This window comes from Thermoclostridium stercorarium subsp. stercorarium DSM 8532, from assembly GCF_000331995.1.
Lineage (GTDB): Bacteria > Bacillota > Clostridia > DSM-8532 > DSM-8532 > Thermoclostridium > Thermoclostridium stercorarium.
Window position 1 is genome coordinate 1,234,924 of the sequence record NC_020134.1, and the last position, 17,979, is coordinate 1,252,902.

At 44.1% G+C, this 17,979-nt stretch carries 12 protein-coding genes; 11 read left to right on the forward strand and 1 reads right to left on the reverse strand.

Annotated features, from left to right (window positions below):
* Positions 1–18: 18 nt before the first annotated feature.
* From CST_RS05325 to CST_RS05355, 8 genes are all read left to right on the forward strand, one after another.
* On the forward strand, positions 19–1,509 hold the full coding sequence (locus CST_RS05325) for an ABC transporter substrate-binding protein (RefSeq protein ID WP_015358818.1): 1,491 nt from the start codon (positions 19–21) through the stop codon (positions 1,507–1,509).
* Between the two features lie 112 nt (positions 1,510–1,621).
* Positions 1,622–3,151 (forward strand): glycosyl hydrolase, encoded by a 1,530-nt coding sequence (locus tag CST_RS05330; protein ID WP_015358819.1) that lies wholly within the window; start codon positions 1,622–1,624, stop codon positions 3,149–3,151.
* Positions 3,152–3,164: 13 nt separating this feature from the next.
* Positions 3,165–4,181 carry a glycoside hydrolase family 130 protein gene (locus CST_RS05335; RefSeq protein ID WP_015358820.1) on the forward strand — a complete coding sequence of 339 codons (1,017 nt, stop codon included), beginning with the start codon at positions 3,165–3,167 and terminating at the stop codon, positions 4,179–4,181.
* A gap of 292 nt (positions 4,182–4,473) precedes the next feature.
* On the forward strand, positions 4,474–5,052 hold the full coding sequence (locus tag CST_RS05340) for an HDIG domain-containing metalloprotein (RefSeq protein ID WP_015358821.1): 579 nt from the start codon (positions 4,474–4,476) through the stop codon (positions 5,050–5,052).
* 162 nt (positions 5,053–5,214) lie between these two features.
* Positions 5,215–8,226, forward strand: a complete 3,012-nt coding sequence (locus tag CST_RS05345) for an acyl-CoA dehydratase activase (protein WP_015484963.1) — start codon at positions 5,215–5,217, stop codon at positions 8,224–8,226.
* Positions 8,199–9,458 carry a 2-hydroxyacyl-CoA dehydratase gene (locus CST_RS13810; RefSeq protein WP_015358823.1) on the forward strand — a complete coding sequence of 420 codons (1,260 nt, stop codon included), beginning with the start codon at positions 8,199–8,201 and terminating at the stop codon, positions 9,456–9,458. The genes CST_RS05345 and CST_RS13810 overlap by 28 nt, the downstream gene beginning before the upstream one ends.
* 74 nt (positions 9,459–9,532) lie before the next feature.
* On the forward strand, positions 9,533–10,282 hold the full coding sequence (locus tag CST_RS05350; RefSeq protein WP_410177091.1) for an NAD-dependent protein deacylase: 750 nt from the start codon (positions 9,533–9,535) through the stop codon (positions 10,280–10,282).
* Between the two features lie 159 nt (positions 10,283–10,441).
* On the forward strand, positions 10,442–10,945 hold the full coding sequence (locus CST_RS05355) for a GAF domain-containing protein (RefSeq protein ID WP_015358825.1): 504 nt from the start codon (positions 10,442–10,444) through the stop codon (positions 10,943–10,945).
* Here CST_RS05355 and CST_RS05360 read toward each other — a convergent pair.
* A complete protein-coding gene (locus CST_RS05360) occupies positions 10,938–11,357 on the reverse strand; it encodes a YggT family protein (protein ID WP_015358826.1) in 420 nt (139 codons plus the stop codon). The genes CST_RS05355 and CST_RS05360 overlap by 8 nt on opposite strands.
* A gap of 440 nt (positions 11,358–11,797) precedes the next feature.
* Here CST_RS05360 and CST_RS05365 point away from each other — a divergent pair, with 440 nt between their 5' ends.
* From CST_RS05365 to ftsY, 3 genes are all read left to right on the forward strand, one after another.
* On the forward strand, positions 11,798–13,171 hold the full coding sequence (locus tag CST_RS05365; RefSeq protein ID WP_015358827.1) for a citrate/2-methylcitrate synthase: 1,374 nt from the start codon (positions 11,798–11,800) through the stop codon (positions 13,169–13,171).
* A 243-nt stretch (positions 13,172–13,414) separates the two neighbouring features.
* Positions 13,415–16,993: a chromosome segregation protein SMC gene (smc, locus tag CST_RS05370; protein ID WP_041746643.1), complete on the forward strand. Its 3,579-nt coding sequence runs from the start codon at positions 13,415–13,417 to the stop codon at positions 16,991–16,993.
* A 72-nt stretch (positions 16,994–17,065) separates the two neighbouring features.
* Positions 17,066–17,974 carry a signal recognition particle-docking protein FtsY gene (ftsY, locus tag CST_RS05375; RefSeq protein ID WP_015358829.1) on the forward strand — a complete coding sequence of 303 codons (909 nt, stop codon included), beginning with the start codon at positions 17,066–17,068 and terminating at the stop codon, positions 17,972–17,974.
* Positions 17,975–17,979 lie beyond the last annotated feature (5 nt).

The following is a 17,979-nucleotide window of genomic DNA, read 5'->3' on the forward strand; positions in this document are numbered from 1 at the left end:
AGTTGGGAGGGATTTTTTGTGAAAAAAAACTGCAGGAAGGTCATTGCAGCTTTGTTGATGCTTACGATGCTGATTGTTTTTGCATCGTGCGGGAAACCGGAATCAAAGAATACCGCGTCAATTGGCACCAACACCAAAACCGGCGTGACAGACAATGGCAGTAAAGAGCCTGTTTCAACCGAAAACGAAACAAAACCTGCTGAACAGACTGCAGAAGACGAGGATCCATACCCGGCGTTTGATTTCGGCGGAAGGACAATTAAAGTGGGGATATGGTGGGACTATTACTATACCAGTGCGCACACAAAAATAACCGATGACCCGGGAATGAGCAATGCCGAAACGGCGCAGATGAAGCTTGATAATGTCAGAAAAATTGAGAAAAAATACAACTGCAGGATTGAATATGTAAACCTTGGGTGGAACGGCATTATTGAAAGCATAAACACATCAATTGCGGCAGGTTCGCCAGAATGCGATATTTATCTGACAGATCTTCAGTTCGGTATCCCGGCTGTTGCGAACGGTCTGGCCCAGAGGCTGGAGGATATAGTTCCGGAATACAGCGATTTGTTTGGCAAACAAGTTGTTTTAAAACCGCTGGAAACAAAAGAACTGGGCGGTACATACCTGTTCGCCGAACAGGGGATTCCGATGAGCGGAATATATTTGGGATATAACTGGACAATGATGGAAGAACTGGGTCTGGAGGATCCGCAGGAACTTTACAAGAAAGGTCAGTGGACATGGGAAAAATTCAGGGAATATGCCATAGCAGGAACAAGAGATACAAACAATGACGGGACGATAGATGTTTATGGGTTTGGCGGAGTATTCCCCGATCTTGTCAACGGTCTGATGATGAACAACAACGGTTCGATAGCGGCGGGAAAACAGGAAGGTCTGAGCTCAAAAGAGACCGTGGAGGTTTTTGAGTTAATTAACCAGATGTATAACATAGACAAATCTGCAAGACCGTGGAATGCCGAGGACTGGAATGACAACCTGCTGGCATGGTCCGATGGCAAGGTTATGATGTGGACTGCGCAGGCTTGGGCATTGAAGCAGGAAGCGGATGCGGCGCTGCAGGAAGGTTCGGAACTGCCGTTTGAATACCGCATTGTACCTTATCCTTTCGGGCCGAGCAGCGACAAAAAGGTTTACAGCCCGGTATCTGGCAACTGGTATATGATCCCGGTGGGCGTAAAGGATGCAGGCAAAGTGTTCCAGATTTTTGAGGAATTTATGAACTGGCACAAGGGCGATACCTCCTTAAGGGATGATCCTTCATGGTTTGAAAGCTGTTTTCAGAGGCTGGAAGATGTGGAAATGGCCTATGAATGCGGAAAAAATCTTAAACTGGATTTATGGATGAATCTGCCCGGATTTGATTTTGGGGAAACCATCTGGTGGCCGATTGTCGTAAATAAGGACAAGACCGTATCCCAGGCTGTCGAGGCTGCAAAACCGGTATTGCAGGACGCTCTTGATGCCTTCTGGAAAAAATGAAAACTTATGAAAACCGTCAGGTTGCGGTATTGGCGGTTTGGAATGCCGCAGCCTGACCGGATGAATTTTCCGCCGAACCGTTCTTCCTGGCCACAAGTGGGGGGAAAGTACTGTGAACAGGCTTAATATCAAAATTGTATCAATAATGATTATGTTCATTGTATTGTCCGGCTGCGGTACCGAAAACGGCACCGGGAGGCAAAAAGGTTTGTCGGAAGGAGTGAAGAATACGGGAAGCGGTGAGAATTTCAGACTTTTTCTTGAAGCTGAGGATATAGCCGTTACAACGGGGAATGTGAGGGTGGAAAACAGTCATCCGGGTTTTTCGGGAAACGGCTATTTAACCGGAATTGAAGACGATGACGATACTATAACGTTTACGGTTTTTATTCCGGAGGACGGATTTTATAACCTGAACTTTATCAGTTCCGCTTACGGAGGATACAAGGAAAATTATGTATATATTAACGATGAACAGGTAGGAGTGATAAAGATTAACGGCGATGACTTTCAGAACTCGGTATTGAATGGGGTGTTTTTACCAAAAGGAAGACAGAAGATTAAACTGGTTAAGTCCTGGGGGTGGATTCGCCTGGATGCGCTGGAGATAACTTCGGCTTCACCGCCGGGTGACGATGTGTACAAAGTATCGTATGAAACCGTTGATCCGAAAGCTACAAAAAGCACGAAAAGACTGAAGCGGTATCTGGCCGATGTGTACGGAAAGTATATAATATCCGGACAATACAGCGAAAAGGGGTTCAACGGGCCTGAATTCAAAGCCATATATCAGGCAACGGGCAAATATCCCGCCATGCTCGGACTTGATTTCATTGATTACACTCCGTCAAGGGCGGCTTACGGCTCGGTTGGAAAAAGTGTTGAATACGCGGTTGAATTTTCGCAAAAAGGCGGGATTGTAACATTCTGCTGGCACTGGAACGCACCCGAACGATATCTGTACAACACACCGGACAAGCCCTGGTGGAAAGGTTTTTACACAGAGGCCACGAATATTGATCTGAGGGCAATAATGGACGGCGAAGACCCTGAGGGATATGAGCTGCTGATACGCGATATTGACGTAATTGCCCAGTTATTGATGAGACTTCAGGATGCCGATGTGCCGGTCTTATGGCGGCCTTTGCATGAAGCCAGCGGCGGCTGGTTCTGGTGGGGGGCTTCGGGGCCCGAACCGTATAAAAAGCTTTACAAGCTGCTTTATGACCGCCTTACAAATACCCACGACATTCATAATCTGATCTGGGTATGGAACGGACAGGACCCTGAATGGTATCCCGGTGACGAGTATGTCGACATTGTCGGCATTGATATATATCCCGGCGAAAAAGTGTACAGTTCTCAGGCACCTAAGTTTAACGAGATTTTGGAATGGACCGGTACAAGAAAAATTATAGCAATGACCGAAAACGGATGCCTTTTCGATCCCGATCTGGCATTCAGGGACAGAACGGTGTGGTCATATTTCGGAATATGGAGCGGAGAATTTATGGTTTTAAATAAAACTTATACGCTTTCGGAGAAATATAACGAGAAATATATGATTAACAAGGTATATAACCATGAAAAGGTTATTACCCTTGACGAATTACCTGATTTGAAAAAATATCGCGGAAAATAGAGGAGGATTGGAAATGAGCAGAGTAAAAATTTACGGTGAAAGTTTACCAAACATTCCATGGCAGGATAAGCCGTCGGATTTTACAGGGCCGGTATGGAGGTACTCTAAAAATCCTATTACGGGAAGAAATCCCATTCCGGGCGTGGCAAGAATTTTCAACAGTGCAGTTGTACCGTATAACGGCGGTTTTGTCGGGGTTTTCAGAGCCGAACAGACCGACGGAATACCCCATTTGTACGTTGGGTTCAGCAAGGACGGAATAGTATGGGAATTTGAAAAAGAGAAAATACAGTTTGTGAATGAAAAGGGCGAACCTTTCATGCCCAGATATTCCTATGATCCGAGGCTTATAAAAATTGAAGACACCTACTACATTGTGTGGTGCACCGATTTTTACGGCCCAACCTTGGGGCTGGCAAAAACCAAGGATTTCAAGCATTTTGTCAGACTGGAAAACCCGTTTATGCCGTTCAACAGAAACGGCGTATTGTTCCCAAGAAAAATAAACAACAAATTTGTAATGCTTTCCAGACCCAGTGATAACGGACATACCCCGTTCGGAGACGTGTTTTTAAGTGAAAGCCCTGACCTGATTTACTGGGGCAAACACAGACATGTCATGTCAAAAGGCGGGCAATGGTGGCAGTCTCTTAAAATAGGAAGCGGAGCGGCACCCATAGAAACCAGTGAAGGATGGCTGCTGTTCTATCACGGCGTGGTCCTGACATGCAGTGGCTATGTGTACAGTATGGGTGCATGTATTCTGGATACTGACAATCCGTCGATAGTGAAATACAGATCGGGCAGTTACATACTTACTCCGGAAGAATGGTACGAGGAAAGAGGCTTTGTTCCGAATGTGGTATTCCCGTGTGCCGCACTGTGTGATGCTGATACCGGCAGAATTGCCATTTATTACGGCGCTGCCGACAGTTATGTGGCTTTGGCATTTACAACCGTGGATGAAATCATTGATTTCATTAAGGCTAATGATGAGGCTACAAATGATGACAGGAGTATAGGGATTTGATACCGGTCCTGTATAGGCACAATGGTTTAGCAGGAGGGTTACGGGGGGATTCAGGGACTTGAAGTCCCTGGGTTCTTTTTTTATGCCGTGAAGGGGTGGAAGGAAAAATTGTGAGGTTCGGAAAGCCTTCAGCGAATTGCGGTCTTAGAAATACGCAGTTCTGCTTATCCAAAAAACGCAAAAGTGAAAAAAATTTTTTTTTATGCTATAATAATCTATTAAAATAAATGGAAACTCATTGTTTTAACCTGCGGATAAAGCGCAAAAAATCAAAGGAGAAGGAAGGTTTGAAATGAGTGCGGTGAAACCGGACAGAAATTCGGCTTTTGAACTTTTAAAAAAATACAATAAAAATGAAAGCCTTATCAGGCATGCTCTTACGGTGGAAGCGGTGATGCGGCATTTTGCCGGAATTTTCGGAGAAGACCCTGAAAAATGGGGAATAATAGGCCTTGTTCACGATATCGACTATGAAATGTATCCCGATCAGCACTGCAAAAAGGCCAGAGAAATACTGGAAGAGAACAACTGGCCCGAGGATTATATACATGCTGTGGTAAGCCATGGATGGGGAATCTGTTCAGATGTCGAACCCGTTGAAAAAATGGAAAAAGTTTTATATACCGTGGATGAGCTTACGGGGTTGATTTATGCCACGGCTTTAATGCGGCCGAGCAAAAGTATTCTGGATACCGAAGTGAAATCGGTTAAGAAAAAGTGGAAACAGAAGAGCTTCGCTCAGGGAGTCAACCGGGATGTAATTGAAAGCGGAGCGAAAATGCTTGGCCTTGAACTGGATTACATTATCGCCGAAACAATAAACGGCATGCGTAAAGTTGCCGAGGAAATTGGGCTTAAGGGAGATCTGTAAATTGTTAAATCTGCAATTGTTTTATTTCAGCCCGTTATTCCGAGCAATACAAAGATTTCGGAATTTCGGGCGGGTATTGTCTGTTTGGTGAAAATAAGGCTTATAGAAAACTTAGCCTGCAGAAATATAAAAATTCATTCATATAGGAGAAACACAGAGAAAATGAAATCGGAATTAAGCGGTATCGCCGGAGTAAAACTTAATACCGGTAACAAAAGCCTTCTTGGGATTGATGTGGGTTCCACCACTGCCAAACTGGTTCTGGTGCGAAACGGTGAAATTGTATACACAAAATATGAAAGGCATTTTTCCCAGGTGAGGCATAAAATCCGCGAAATGATTCTTGAAATTGAGCCGTTGCTTGGTAACGAAAGGCTTTATATTGCCGTTTCCGGTTCAGCAGGACTGGGGCTTGCCGGTGACACAGAATTGCCGTTTGTGCAGGAAGTTTTTGCAACAAGCGAGCTGGTGAAGCAGCTTGAACCGGATACTTCAGTTGTAATTGAGCTTGGCGGCGAAGATGCGAAAATAATTTTTCTGAAAGGCTTTTTGGAACAGCGGATGAACGGAACCTGTGCAGGCGGTACGGGTGCGTTTATAGATCAAATGGCAACGTTAATGAATATGTCTATAGACGAACTGGACAAGCTCAGCCTTCAAAGTACGAAAATTTATCCGATAGCTTCAAGGTGCGGTGTTTTTGCGAAGTCAGACATTCAGCCTTTGCTGAACCAGGGGGCCAATAAGGCAGATATAGCCGCCGGTATTTTTCAGGCTGTCGTGGATCAGACAATCGCCGGCCTTGCCCAGGGGCGGAAAATAGAAGGAAAGGTTATGTTTCTCGGCGGGCCGTTGTATTATTGCAAGGGCCTGCGGAAAAGGTTTGTGGAAACCCTTAAGCTGGACGAAAACAACGCCGTTTTTCCGGAATACGGGCGTTTTTCGGTGGCGCTCGGAGCTGCCCTGTTTGCTTCAAAACAGCAGAACGGTTTATCCTATTCCGAGCTTGTTGAAAAACTTGAGAAATGCTCAGGCAAAAGGCAGACTACCTCATACCTCAGGCCTCTTTTTGAGAACGAGGAAAGCTATGAAGAGTTCAGAAAGCGCCATGGAAAAGCCACGGTGGAACGGCTGGACATAAATGAATATACCGGCGATGCCTATCTTGGAATTGATTGTGGAAGCACTACAACAAAACTTGTGTTAATGTCGGCGGATAAGAAACTCCTTTACTCATATTATGGTTCAAATCAGGGAAATCCGATTGACATAATCAGGCGGCAGCTCCTTAAAATATACGAACTCTGCGGAAACCGGATAACGATAAAGGGCTCGGCGGTGACAGGATACGGTGAAGAACTTATAAAGCACGCCTTTCATATTGATGCCGGTATTGTGGAGACAATGGCGCATCTTACAGCGGCAAGGCATTTCAACCCCGATGTTGATTTTATCCTCGACATAGGCGGACAGGATATAAAATGTTTCAAAATACGGAACGGGACGATAGACAGCGTAATGCTGAACGAGGCATGTTCTTCAGGATGCGGTTCGTTTATAGAGACTTTTGCCAAATCAATGGGGTATGATGTGGAGGAATTTTCAAAACTCGGGCTGAAGTCCAAAGCTCCCGTGGATTTGGGAACGAGATGCACCGTTTTCATGAATTCTTCGGTAAAACAGGCACAGAAGGACGGGGCTGACATTTCGGACATTTCGGCGGGACTGTCGATGAGCGTTGTGAGGAATGCGCTATATAAGGTGATTCGCGCCGGTTCGGCCGACGAGCTGGGAAAGAATATAGTAGTGCAGGGTGGAACGTTTTTAAATGACGCGGTGCTGCGCAGTTTCGAGCTGGAAATAGGAAGGAACGTAATACGGCCTCAAATTGCAGGGCTGATGGGGGCATTTGGCGCAGCACTGTATGCCATGTCGCTGAAACTTGATAAGTCGTCGGTTCTGGATGAAAACGAACTTAAAAATTTCACCCACAGATCGGTTTCTACGGTGTGCAAAGGTTGCGGCAACAAATGCCACCTTACCGTGAATATTTTTTCGGAAAAGGAAAAATACATATCCGGAAATAAATGCGAAAGGGGATTGGGCGGGGAATATTCCAAAACCGAAGAGGTGCCTGATCTCCATGAGTTCAAGCGTAAAAGGCTTGAAAGCCTTTCCGAGGGTGAAAATATCAGGGGGACAATCGGAATGCCCCTTGCGCTTGGAATGTATGAGCTTGCCCCGTTTTGGCACAGGATTTTTACCGATTTGGGCTTCAGGGTAATTTTTTCAGGCTTTTCAAGCAGGGAGCTTTATACAAAAGGCCAGGGCAGCATACCTTCGGATACTGTATGTTATCCTGCAAAGCTGATGCACGGCCATATAGAAACTCTTATTGAAAAGAAACCCGACTACATATTCTATCCGTGCCTTACGTATAATTTTGATGAAAAAACGGGAGATAACCATTACAATTGCCCGGTTGTAGCATATTATTCCGAAGTCCTGAACGGCAACATGGAATCACTGAAAAACACCAGGTTTCTCTATCCGTATCTGAACATTAACAGTCGCAGGGAACTGGCAAAGGAACTGTATTCCCTTTTAAAGCCATGGCATCAGGATTTGACCCTTAAGGAGGTAAAAAGGGCTGTCAATTCGGGATTCAGGGAATATGACAGGTGGATGGAGGAATTGCGCAGCGAGGGAAGGCGTGCCATTGAGTATGCGAAAGAAAACAACAAAAGGGTCCTTATTCTTGCGGGAAGGCCTTATCATGTTGATCCCGAAATAGGGCACGGAATAGACAAGCTTGCAGTATCTCTCGGTTTTGTGGTGATAACCGAGGACAGCATAAGTGATGTTATGAAACCTGAAAATGTCGGAGTGCTGAATCAGTGGACTTATCACGCAAGGCTTTATAATGCGGCCGAATATGCAGGACATCATGAAAACTGTGAACTGGTGCAATTGGTTTCGTTCGGCTGCGGAATAGATGCCATTACATCCGATGAAGTCAGGGCGATTCTGGAAAAGCACGGTAAAATATACACCCAGATTAAAATTGACGAAATAGCCAACCCGGGCGCGGTAAAGATAAGGCTGAGAAGCCTTTTGGGAGCATTGGAGGAAAGGGAGAAGCAAAAATGGGAAAAACAAAAAGAAAAGGAATAGTACTTTTTACCAGACAAATGAAAAAGGATTACACTATTTTGGCTCCGACAATGCTGCCTTTACATTTCAAAATGATAGCGGGAATCCTGAATTCATACGGATACCGGGTAAAGGTACTTGACACTTCGGGAAAACATATAATTGAAAAGGGCTTAAAATACGTACATAATGATACCTGCTATCCCGCCCTTATTGTAATAGGCCAGTTGCTGGATGCTCTCGAAAGCGGGAAATACAACCCTGATAAAACCGCTTTACTGCTTACTCAGACAGGCGGCGGCTGCAGGGCGTCGAATTACGTGTCGTTGCTGAGGAAAGCGGTTGCAAAAGCCGGTTTTCCGCATATACCCGTAATATCAATGAATTTTAACGGGCTGGAAAGGCACCCGGGATTTAAGCTCACCGTTCCGATGATCTACCGGATGATGTATGCGGTTTTGTACGGGGATTTGCTTATGACACTCAGAAACCAGTGCAGGCCTTATGAAATTAACAAGGGTGAAAGCGACGCGCTTGCCGAAAAATGGGCAGAAAGGCTTTCGGATGAGTTGGGCAGAAACAGCAGAATCAGCTATAAGAGGATAAAGAAAAACTATGCGGAGATAGTCAGGGATTTTTCAAAAATACCGCGCAGAAACGAGAAAAAAATAAGGATTGGCATAGTTGGGGAAATTTATGTAAAGTTTTCGCCGATCGGGAATAACAATCTTGAGGATTTTTTGATATCCGAGGGAGCCGAACCCGTTCTGCCGGGGCTTTTAGATTTTTGCCTGTACTGCGTTTATAATGGTGTTGTTGATGCCAAACTTTACGGTACCAAACGGGCAAAAGCGTTTTTCTGCAAAATACTGTATAAGTATTTGGTGGGAAAACAGCGGGATGTCATACGCAGTATTACCGAAAACAGCGATTTCAGGCCGATGGGGTGTTTTGACAGGACACGGACATTGCCCGAAGGTGTTATAGGGCTTGGAACGAAAATGGGCGAGGGCTGGCTTCTTACGGCTGAAATGTTTGAGCTTGCCGAACAGGGTGTGGACGGTATAATCTGTACCCAGCCGTTTGGATGCCTGCCGAACCACATTGCGGGAAAGGGGATGATGAAGCCTTTCCAGATGAGGCATCCCGATGTAAATATCGTAGCGATAGATTATGATTCGGGTGCTTCGAGAATAAACCAGGAAAACAGAATAAAACTGATGCTTACCGAAGCAAAAAGCAGGGCGGGTTGAATTTGGCTGTAAGCTGATTAAAATAGAGGTAATGGATATTGCTTTTCAGGCCTGCTTGTCAGGCTGAACGGGAGGTGTTTTTTATGAACATGGTTGAAGAAGCCGTAAAACTTATCAGAGAGTCTGAAAGCATTGTGGTTCTTACCGGTGCAGGCGCCTCCACCGAAAGCGGCATTCCTGATTTCAGATCAAACGTGGGGCCGCCGAAAAAGAAAAAATATGATTATCCTGTGGAAGTACTGCTGAGTCACACGTTTTTTATAAACAATACCGAAATTTTCTACGACTATTATATGAATAACATGGTTTACAGGGACGCAAAGCCAAATGACTGCCATAAAGCGCTTGCCGAAATGGAGAAGTATTGCAACGTCCTCGCGGTTATAACCCAGAATATCGACGGATTGCATCAGGACGCTGGCTCTTCGGATGTAATTGAACTGCATGGCTCAACACGCAGGAATTACTGCATGAAATGCGGCAAGGCGTTTTCTCTGGACGAACTGTTCGCAATGAGCCGGCCCGTGCCCAAATGTGACGAATGCGGCGGTATCATAAAGCCCGACGTGGTACTGTACGAGGAACCTTTAAATGAAAAGGACCTGACAAGGGCAATGAAGTTAACGGTGAAGGCAGATGCAATGCTTGTAATAGGTACAAGTCTTGTTGTTTATCCCGCGGCGGGTTTGCTGAACTATTACCGTGGCGATAAATTGATTATCATAAACATGGATCCGACTCCTTTCGATTACAGGGCAAGGCTTGTGATTCACGACAGTGCCGGGAAGGTTATGAGACAGATTGTTGACGGGCTGAAACCGTAAACGGTAACCGGAAAATTCAGTTAAAGGCTGCTTTGGGAGTAAAGTATGAATAGGGGGCGTTTTGCCTGAAAATATGGAAAAGCAGGGGCAATAACGCAGAAACGGTGCAGGAAGCATATTTGGAAAAAAGAATTATGCGGTTGGAATTGGGAGGATTGTATGTTTGAAATAAAGGAAATCAATGCCGGAAATAAAAATGAATTATACAGGCAAATAAATAATTATCTCACCGCTTTAATAAGCGATGACCGCGACTGGCTGGCAGGGTTGGCAAACGCCAGTGCTCTGCTGTATCAGACTCTTCCCGATATTAACTGGGCGGGTTTTTATTTATGGAAGGGGAATGAACTGGTTTTGGGCCCTTTTCAGGGAAAACCGGCATGCATAAGGATTGGCCCGGGAAGAGGTGTGTGCGGCACCGCGGCGGAAACAAGGAAAGTACAGATTGTCGATGACGTGGAGAAGTTTCCCGGACATATTGCCTGCGATATTGCATCCAGGTCTGAAATCGTTGTACCGATAATTAAAAATCAAAGGCTTATAGGCGTTCTGGATATAGACAGCCCGGTAAAAGCCCGTTTTGATGACGAGGACGCCGTGGGGCTGTCGGAATTCGTCAGTATTTTGAACCGGTATTTGAACTGGCCCGAAAATTTTATATAAAATCAGGATTGTTTTTTGATGCTCTGATATGCAGCAGTTTTACAATGCCCCAGACTGCAAGTGCGTAAATGGCCATTGCGACTATCGTGGCAGGATCAAATACCGATCTTGCCGCGAGTCCGGGAGCCGACACAGGATTGAAGATGCCGGTAAAAGGTGCTATGAAAATCCCGGTTATCGCATATAAAAACGAGGTAAATCCACTTCTTGGGTTGGCTCCGAGAAGCATAAAGACAAACCTGAGTCCGAGAATGGTTTCCAGAACTCCAAGAATGTAATAGATAATTCTTTTTGTCCTTATATACCACAATGGTTTATGCCCCCGTTCGGTAACAACATCCTGTGAATTCTGTCTTGTTAAGTGAATTACATTATCTTTTCTTTCATTGACCGATTCTTTTGCCCGTTCCATATTACCTTACTCCCGTTATTATAATTTAAGCTGTAGTTTAGTATTGACAGCAGGAAATTTTTTTATACGTTTGACATTGCAAGGGAGCTGTTTTCGTGTAAGAGGCCGGTTGTACGTACCGTAAAGCGGTAATTTAATTAATGAGGGGTTAAAAAGATGCAAGTCACATAAAAAGAAATTGCATATTTTTGATTGTTAAGCATATAACGGAAAAAAGGAAATATAATGAATACTAATATATAGACATAATTCTGCATAAATACCCCGAAACAATTATTTATGCGTCAAAAATTATATTTTTACGTAAAATGAAATTTATTAAACAATGAATTTCATAAAACTATTGACATCGAATGTTTAAGTGTTTACAATAATCAATAATATAAACCGGTTAAGAAATATATTGAATATATATGGGATGACATGGGGGAGGATTGGGGATGAATAACATTTCGATGACAAACGAAGAACTGGATCAATATTATGAACGTTCAGCTCAGATAATTGGCAGGGAAAGTTATTACAGTCCTGATTTATATACAAAATACAATGTTAAGCGCGGGCTCAGAAACGAGGACGGAACTGGTGTAGTGGTGGGGCTCACCGAAATTGGTGATGTTCAGGCTTATACCGTTGAAGACGGAAAAATAATACCTCAGGAAGGGCGTCTTATATACCGTGGTATTGACGTATATGATCTTGTGGAAGCCTGTATGAAGGAGGACAGGCTTGGTTTTGAAGAATGCGCCTATCTCCTTCTGTTTGGTGAGTTGCCAAATCAGCAGGAACTGGATGAGTTTAAGAGGGTGCTGGCCTGTCACAGGTGCCTGCCTGACGGTTTTGTCCGCGACATTATAATGAAAGCGCCAAGTGCAAATATCATGAACAAGATGGCAAGCACAATCCTTGTTGCCTATTCCTATGATCCTAATCCGGAGGATACAAGTGTAAAGAATCTTTTTAGGCAGAGCATGGAGATAATTGCGAGAATGCCGCTAATAGCCGCATATGCGTACCAGGCCAAGTCACATTACCATAACGGTAACAGTCTTTTCATACATATGCCCGATCCCGGACTGTCAACGGCCGAGAACATTCTGCGTCTGATAAGGCCAGACTGTTCATATACAAAGCTTGAAGCTTCAACCCTGGATATCGCATTAATACTGCATGCAGAGCACGGAGGAGGAAACAACTCCACATTTACCAGCCATGTTGTTGCCTCCACCGGTACCGACATTTATTCCTGCATAGCGGCTGCGTTAGGATCGCTTAAAGGGCCGAAACACGGCGGTGCCAATCTGAAAGTAATTGAAATGATGAATGAGATAAAACGGGAAGTTAAAAACTGGGACAATGACTCCGAGATTTGCGACTATCTTGCCAAAATTCTGAAAAAAGGCGCTTATGATCAAAGCGGGTTAATTTACGGTATCGGTCATGCTGTTTATACCCTGTCGGATCCGAGGTGCGTGCTTTTGAAGAAAAAGGCCAAAGAGCTGGCGGAGGCAACCGGAAGGGTGGATGAATATAAACTTTATGAAAAGGTTGAACATCTTGCTCCGATAGTATTCAACGAGGTAAAGAAAACAAACAAGAGAATGTGTGCCAATGTGGATTTTTATTCTGGTTTTGTATACGACATGCTCAATATACCTACCGATCTGTTCACTCCCATTTTCGCGGTGGCAAGGGTGGTAGGGCTGTGCGCTCATATAATCGAGGAAAGGATAAACGGCGGTAAAATTATCCGTCCGGCATACAAGTATGTGAGGGAAATGTCTGAGTATGTTCCGTTACATATGAGAAAATAAATAATTTGTTACCGGAGGGAAATATATAAAATCTGAAAAACGCTGAATTAGAAAAGCAGGTAAAATCCTGCTTTTTCTATTTATTCAAATGGCAATGCCCAAAAAGGTTATGTTGCTTTGAAATTAATTTATGGTAAAATAAGTTTGTTATACGTAAAAGGCGTTATTCCTGATAACAACAGGTATTTTCGGTATTATACTTGTCTTGGTAAAAACTTAGAAAAATTTTTCGGGGTGGACGGATTGTACTTAAAAAGCATTGAATTACAGGGATTTAAGTCCTTTGCCGATAAAATAGTTTTGCATTTCAATAGGGGTATAACTGCGGTAGTGGGGCCAAACGGCAGCGGAAAGAGCAATATTTCCGATGCAGTGCGCTGGGTTCTTGGAGAACAGAGTGTCAAATCCCTTCGCGGAAGCAAAATGGAAGACGTTATTTTTGCAGGCACCCAGCACCGCAAGCCTGTTGGCTTTGCGCAGGTTTCCCTGCTGATTGACAATTCGGACAAAACGCTGCCGATTGAGTTCTCTGAGGTGACAATAACGCGGCGTGTGTACCGTTCGGGAGAAAGTGAGTATTTCATTAATAAAACTCCATGCCGGCTTAAGGATATAAATGAACTTTTCATGAACACCGGAGTGGGCAAGGACGGTTATTCCATTATCGGTCAGGGCAGGATTGACGAGATCTTGAGCACAAGGCCCGAAGACAGGCGTGCAATTTTCGAAGAGGCAGCCGGTATAATGAAATACAAAATGAGAAAGAATGAAGCCGAAAGGAAGCTGGAAAGCACAAGACAGAACCTGCTCAGAATAGACGACATAATCCACGAGCTTGAGTCGCAGCTCGGACCTTTGCAGGAACAGGCCGAAAAGGCAAGGAAATACCTGAGCCTGAGCAATGAACTTAAATCACTGGAGGTGGCGCTTTATCTGGACAATATAGAAAAGAGCAGGGAGAAGATTGAAGAAATAGATGAGCAGTTTAAAAAAGTTGAACAGGAAATCAGGGAAGAAAAAAGCATTCTGGAAGAGAAAATAGAAGAAAACCGTGGTAAAACCGAAAAACTGGACAAGCTTAAAAAAACTCTTGAGACACTGCGGGCTGAACTTATTGAGGCCGATAAGTGCATAAGTGAGCTTGAAAGCCGGATAAAGCTGGACGAGGAAAAAATAAACCACATGGAATCGAATAATGCAGCGTCCGACCAGGATATAGATGAACTGAGAAATAGGCTGAAAACACTGGAAACCGACATTGAGAAAAGAAACGCAAGGCTTATGGCTCTTGACAAAGACAGGGAAAAATACACAGGTTTGCTTTACGAAGCAGAAGAGAAGCTTGCCGCGATTCTTTCACAGCTTGACGAAAGTGAAAAGCGTATTGAATTTATGAAACAGGAAGTTATGGACAAGCTTGATATTTTGTCGGAGTGCAGAACAAAATATAACAGCCTTAAAAATGAAAAGGAATCTTTCCATACAAGACAGAAGAAACTGGAGGCCGAAATAAACAGGACGGCTCTGGAGCTGGACAGCGAAAGAATAAAACTTGAGCAGGTCCAGAACGATTTATTGAAGTATAAACACTGCCTTGAGAACAAAAAGGAAGAAATAAACGGCAAGGAAAAACAGCTGCATGAGCTGAAAAATGCCCTGGACGCTCTCCGTAAAGAGCAGAACGGATGTATTTCGGAGCTGCAGGCCGTAAAATCCCGCAGCAGAATTCTGAAGGATATGGAAAACAGCCTTGAAGGTTACAGTCACAGTGTAAAGGCCGTCCTTAAGGCATGCCGTGAAAAAGAAGGATTTGGGGAAGGAATTTACGGGGCTTTGGCGCAGCTTATCACCGTTCGTGATAATTTTGAAACGGCGATTGAAGTATCGCTTGGCCCGGCACTGCAGAATATAGTAACAAGGGATGAATATACCGCTAAAAATGCAATTGAGTATCTTAAACAAAATAACCTCGGCCGTGCCACCTTTTTGCCTGTTACAGCGATAAAGCCAAGGCCGATGGATCCTGATACCGTGAAGAAGCTTCAGAACGAAAAAGGCTATCTCGGCCTTGCGTCGGAAATGGTGGAATGTGCTCCTAATTTCAGGGATATTATAACCAATCTTTTGGGAAGAACGGTTGTGGTAGACAATATTGACAACGGAATAGAATTATCGCGAAAATATCAGTACGGTTTCAGGGTGGTTACAACCGAGGGCGAAGTGTTAAACCCGGGCGGTTCGATGACCGGCGGAAGCCAGCCTTCGAAGACTTCAAGCCTTCTTTCACGGAATCGGATTATAAAGGAACTGGACGAAAGAATTCAGGTTTTAAGCGCAAAGCTTCAGGAAATTGAAGAAGCATGCCGTAATAAAGTCAGTGACATTAACAGGGTTGAAAACGAGCTCCGGCTTCTTCAAAAGGAACGTCAGGATTTGGAACTTACTGTTTTGCGGGAAGAACAGAGAATTCTTTCAGTCAAAAATTCGATTGAAGAGTTAAAATCCAAACAGGACATGCTGTCGGCGGAGAAAAAGGAGCTTTTGAAAAACATTGAAACCATAGACGGGGAAATATTACTGGAAAGGAAAAGGATTGACGAAATTGAGCAGGATATAGAAAACCTTAAAGCCACGATTGAGGAAAGGCAGGAAAAAAGGAAAAAAGAACAGGCCGAAAGGGATGCTGTCCATGCAGACATAAATAATTACAAGGTTTCGGTTAATTCCATCCTGGAGAGCATGGATCAGATCCGGGAATCAATCAGGAACCTTAACGAGGAAAAGAAGCAGATTGAGGCAAATATTGAAAAGAGGATTCAGGATCAGGCTAAAAACAGGGAACGAATTGAGAATCTAAAATCCGAAATTGCAGGTTTGAGGGAGGAAATCAGGGCAAGGAATGAAATTAAGACAGGGAAACTGATGAAAGTTGAAAGCATTTCGGAGGAGGTTGCCGCACTGGAAGAAGAGGTTTCGGGCATGGTCGAAGTGGTTTCAGTGCATAACAGTAATATACAAATACTGCAGGAACAGTACAATAAGCTGGAAATAAGGAAAACAAGACTTGAAGCCGAGCTTGAGGCTTTACAGAACCGGCTGTGGGATGAATACGAATTAACCTATGGGACTGCACAGGAATATAAAATGGAGATTACGAACATAAGGCAGCTTCAATCAAGAATTAACGAACTGAAGGCCGAAATTCGTGAGATGGGTCCTGTTAATGTTTCTGCAATAGAAGATTATGGCAAAACAAAGGAAAGATATAATTTTATGGTAAAACAGAAGGAAGATTTGGTAAAATCAGAGGAAAAACTGAACCGCATAATCAGAGAGATGCTGTCGGTGATGAAGAAGCAGTTTATGGAGGAGTTTGAACGCATAAACAAAAATTTTAACGATGTATTTCGAGAACTGTTCGACGGCGGCAGAGCGGAAGTGGTGCTCGAGGATCCGGATAATGTGCTGGAATGCGGTATAGAAATAATAGCCCAGCCTCCGGGCAAAAAACTGCAGAACATGATGCTTCTGTCGGGTGGAGAAAGGGCGATGACAGCAATAGCCCTGCTGTTCGCGATCCTGAAGCTTCGTCCCGCGCCGTTCTGCATTCTTGACGAAATAGAAGCATCCCTTGACGATGCGAATGTTTATAAATTTGCTGATTATATTAAAAAGCTGGCCGGTACAACCCAGTTTATAGTGATCACCCACCGAAAGGGTACTATGGAAGCGTCGGATGCACTGTATGGAATTACTATGCAGGAACATGGCGTATCATCGGTTGTTTCATTAAAGCTCAGTGATGTTGACAAAGCGGTGTGAATAATAATTTATTTCAAATAAACGTGAATTTAGGATATTATATTAAAATAAATGAAAAAGGAGCTATGAAGGATGTCTTTTTTTGAGAAACTGAAAAACGGTCTGAAAAAAACAAGGGAAAGCATTACACAAAGAATTGATCAGTTGCTTGTTTCAATGGGCAAAATAGATGAGGAGCTATTTGAAGAGCTGGAGGAAATACTTATTACCTCCGACGTGGGCGTTGAAACAACGCTTAAAATAATTGATGATTTGAAACTAAGGGTAAAAAGCGAGAAAGTAACCGATCCCAGGCAGGTAAAAAATCTGTTAAAGGAAGAAATAACCAGTATTTTAAGTTCGGGTGACACCGGGCTGCACCTTAACACAAAGCCTTCGGTAATTGTGGTGGTTGGTGTCAATGGCGTGGGCAAAACCACATCAATAGGCAAGATGTGCCATATGCTGAAAATGCAGGGGAAAAAGGTTCTCGTAGCAGCAGGTGATACTTTCAGGGCGGCGGCGATAGATCAGCTTGAAATATGGGCTAAAAGGGCAGGGGTGGATATAATAAAGCATGCCGAGGGTTCTGATCCGTCAGCGGTTATTTTTGACGCAATTCAGGCGGCAAAGGCACGGGGATATGATGTGGTGATCTGTGACACCGCGGGGCGTCTGCATACCAAAAAGAACCTGATGGAAGAGCTCAAGAAGGTTTTCAGGATTATCAGCCGGGAACTCCCCGATGCGGATATTGAAACACTTCTGGTCCTTGATGCTACGACAGGTCAGAACGCCGTCTCGCAGGCGAGAACCTTTGCCGAAGCCACCGGTGTTACGGGACTGATTCTTACAAAGCTTGACGGTACGGCAAAAGGAGGAATTATAGTATCAATTAAGTCTGAGCTTGACATTCCGGTAAAATTCATAGGTGTCGGGGAAAAAATAGATGATCTGCAGCCTTTTGACGCCGCAAGTTTTGCCGAAGCTTTGTTTTCATAGCCGTT

Coding starts and splice junctions, on each gene's coding strand:
- CST_RS05335 (WP_015358820.1), top strand. CDS start 3,165: ATGAGCAGAGTAAAAATTTACGGTGAAAGTTTACCAAACATTCCATGG.
- CST_RS05340 (WP_015358821.1), top strand. CDS start 4,474: ATGAGTGCGGTGAAACCGGACAGAAATTCGGCTTTTGAACTTTTAAAA.
- CST_RS05345 (WP_015484963.1), top strand. CDS start 5,215: ATGAAATCGGAATTAAGCGGTATCGCCGGAGTAAAACTTAATACCGGT.
- CST_RS13810 (WP_015358823.1), top strand. CDS start 8,199: ATGGGAAAAACAAAAAGAAAAGGAATAGTACTTTTTACCAGACAAATG.
- CST_RS05355 (WP_015358825.1), top strand. CDS start 10,442: ATGTTTGAAATAAAGGAAATCAATGCCGGAAATAAAAATGAATTATAC.
- CST_RS05360 (WP_015358826.1), bottom strand. CDS start 11,357: ATGGAACGGGCAAAAGAATCGGTCAATGAAAGAAAAGATAATGTAATT.
- CST_RS05365 (WP_015358827.1), top strand. CDS start 11,798: ATGAATAACATTTCGATGACAAACGAAGAACTGGATCAATATTATGAA.
- ftsY (WP_015358829.1), top strand. CDS start 17,066: ATGTCTTTTTTTGAGAAACTGAAAAACGGTCTGAAAAAAACAAGGGAA.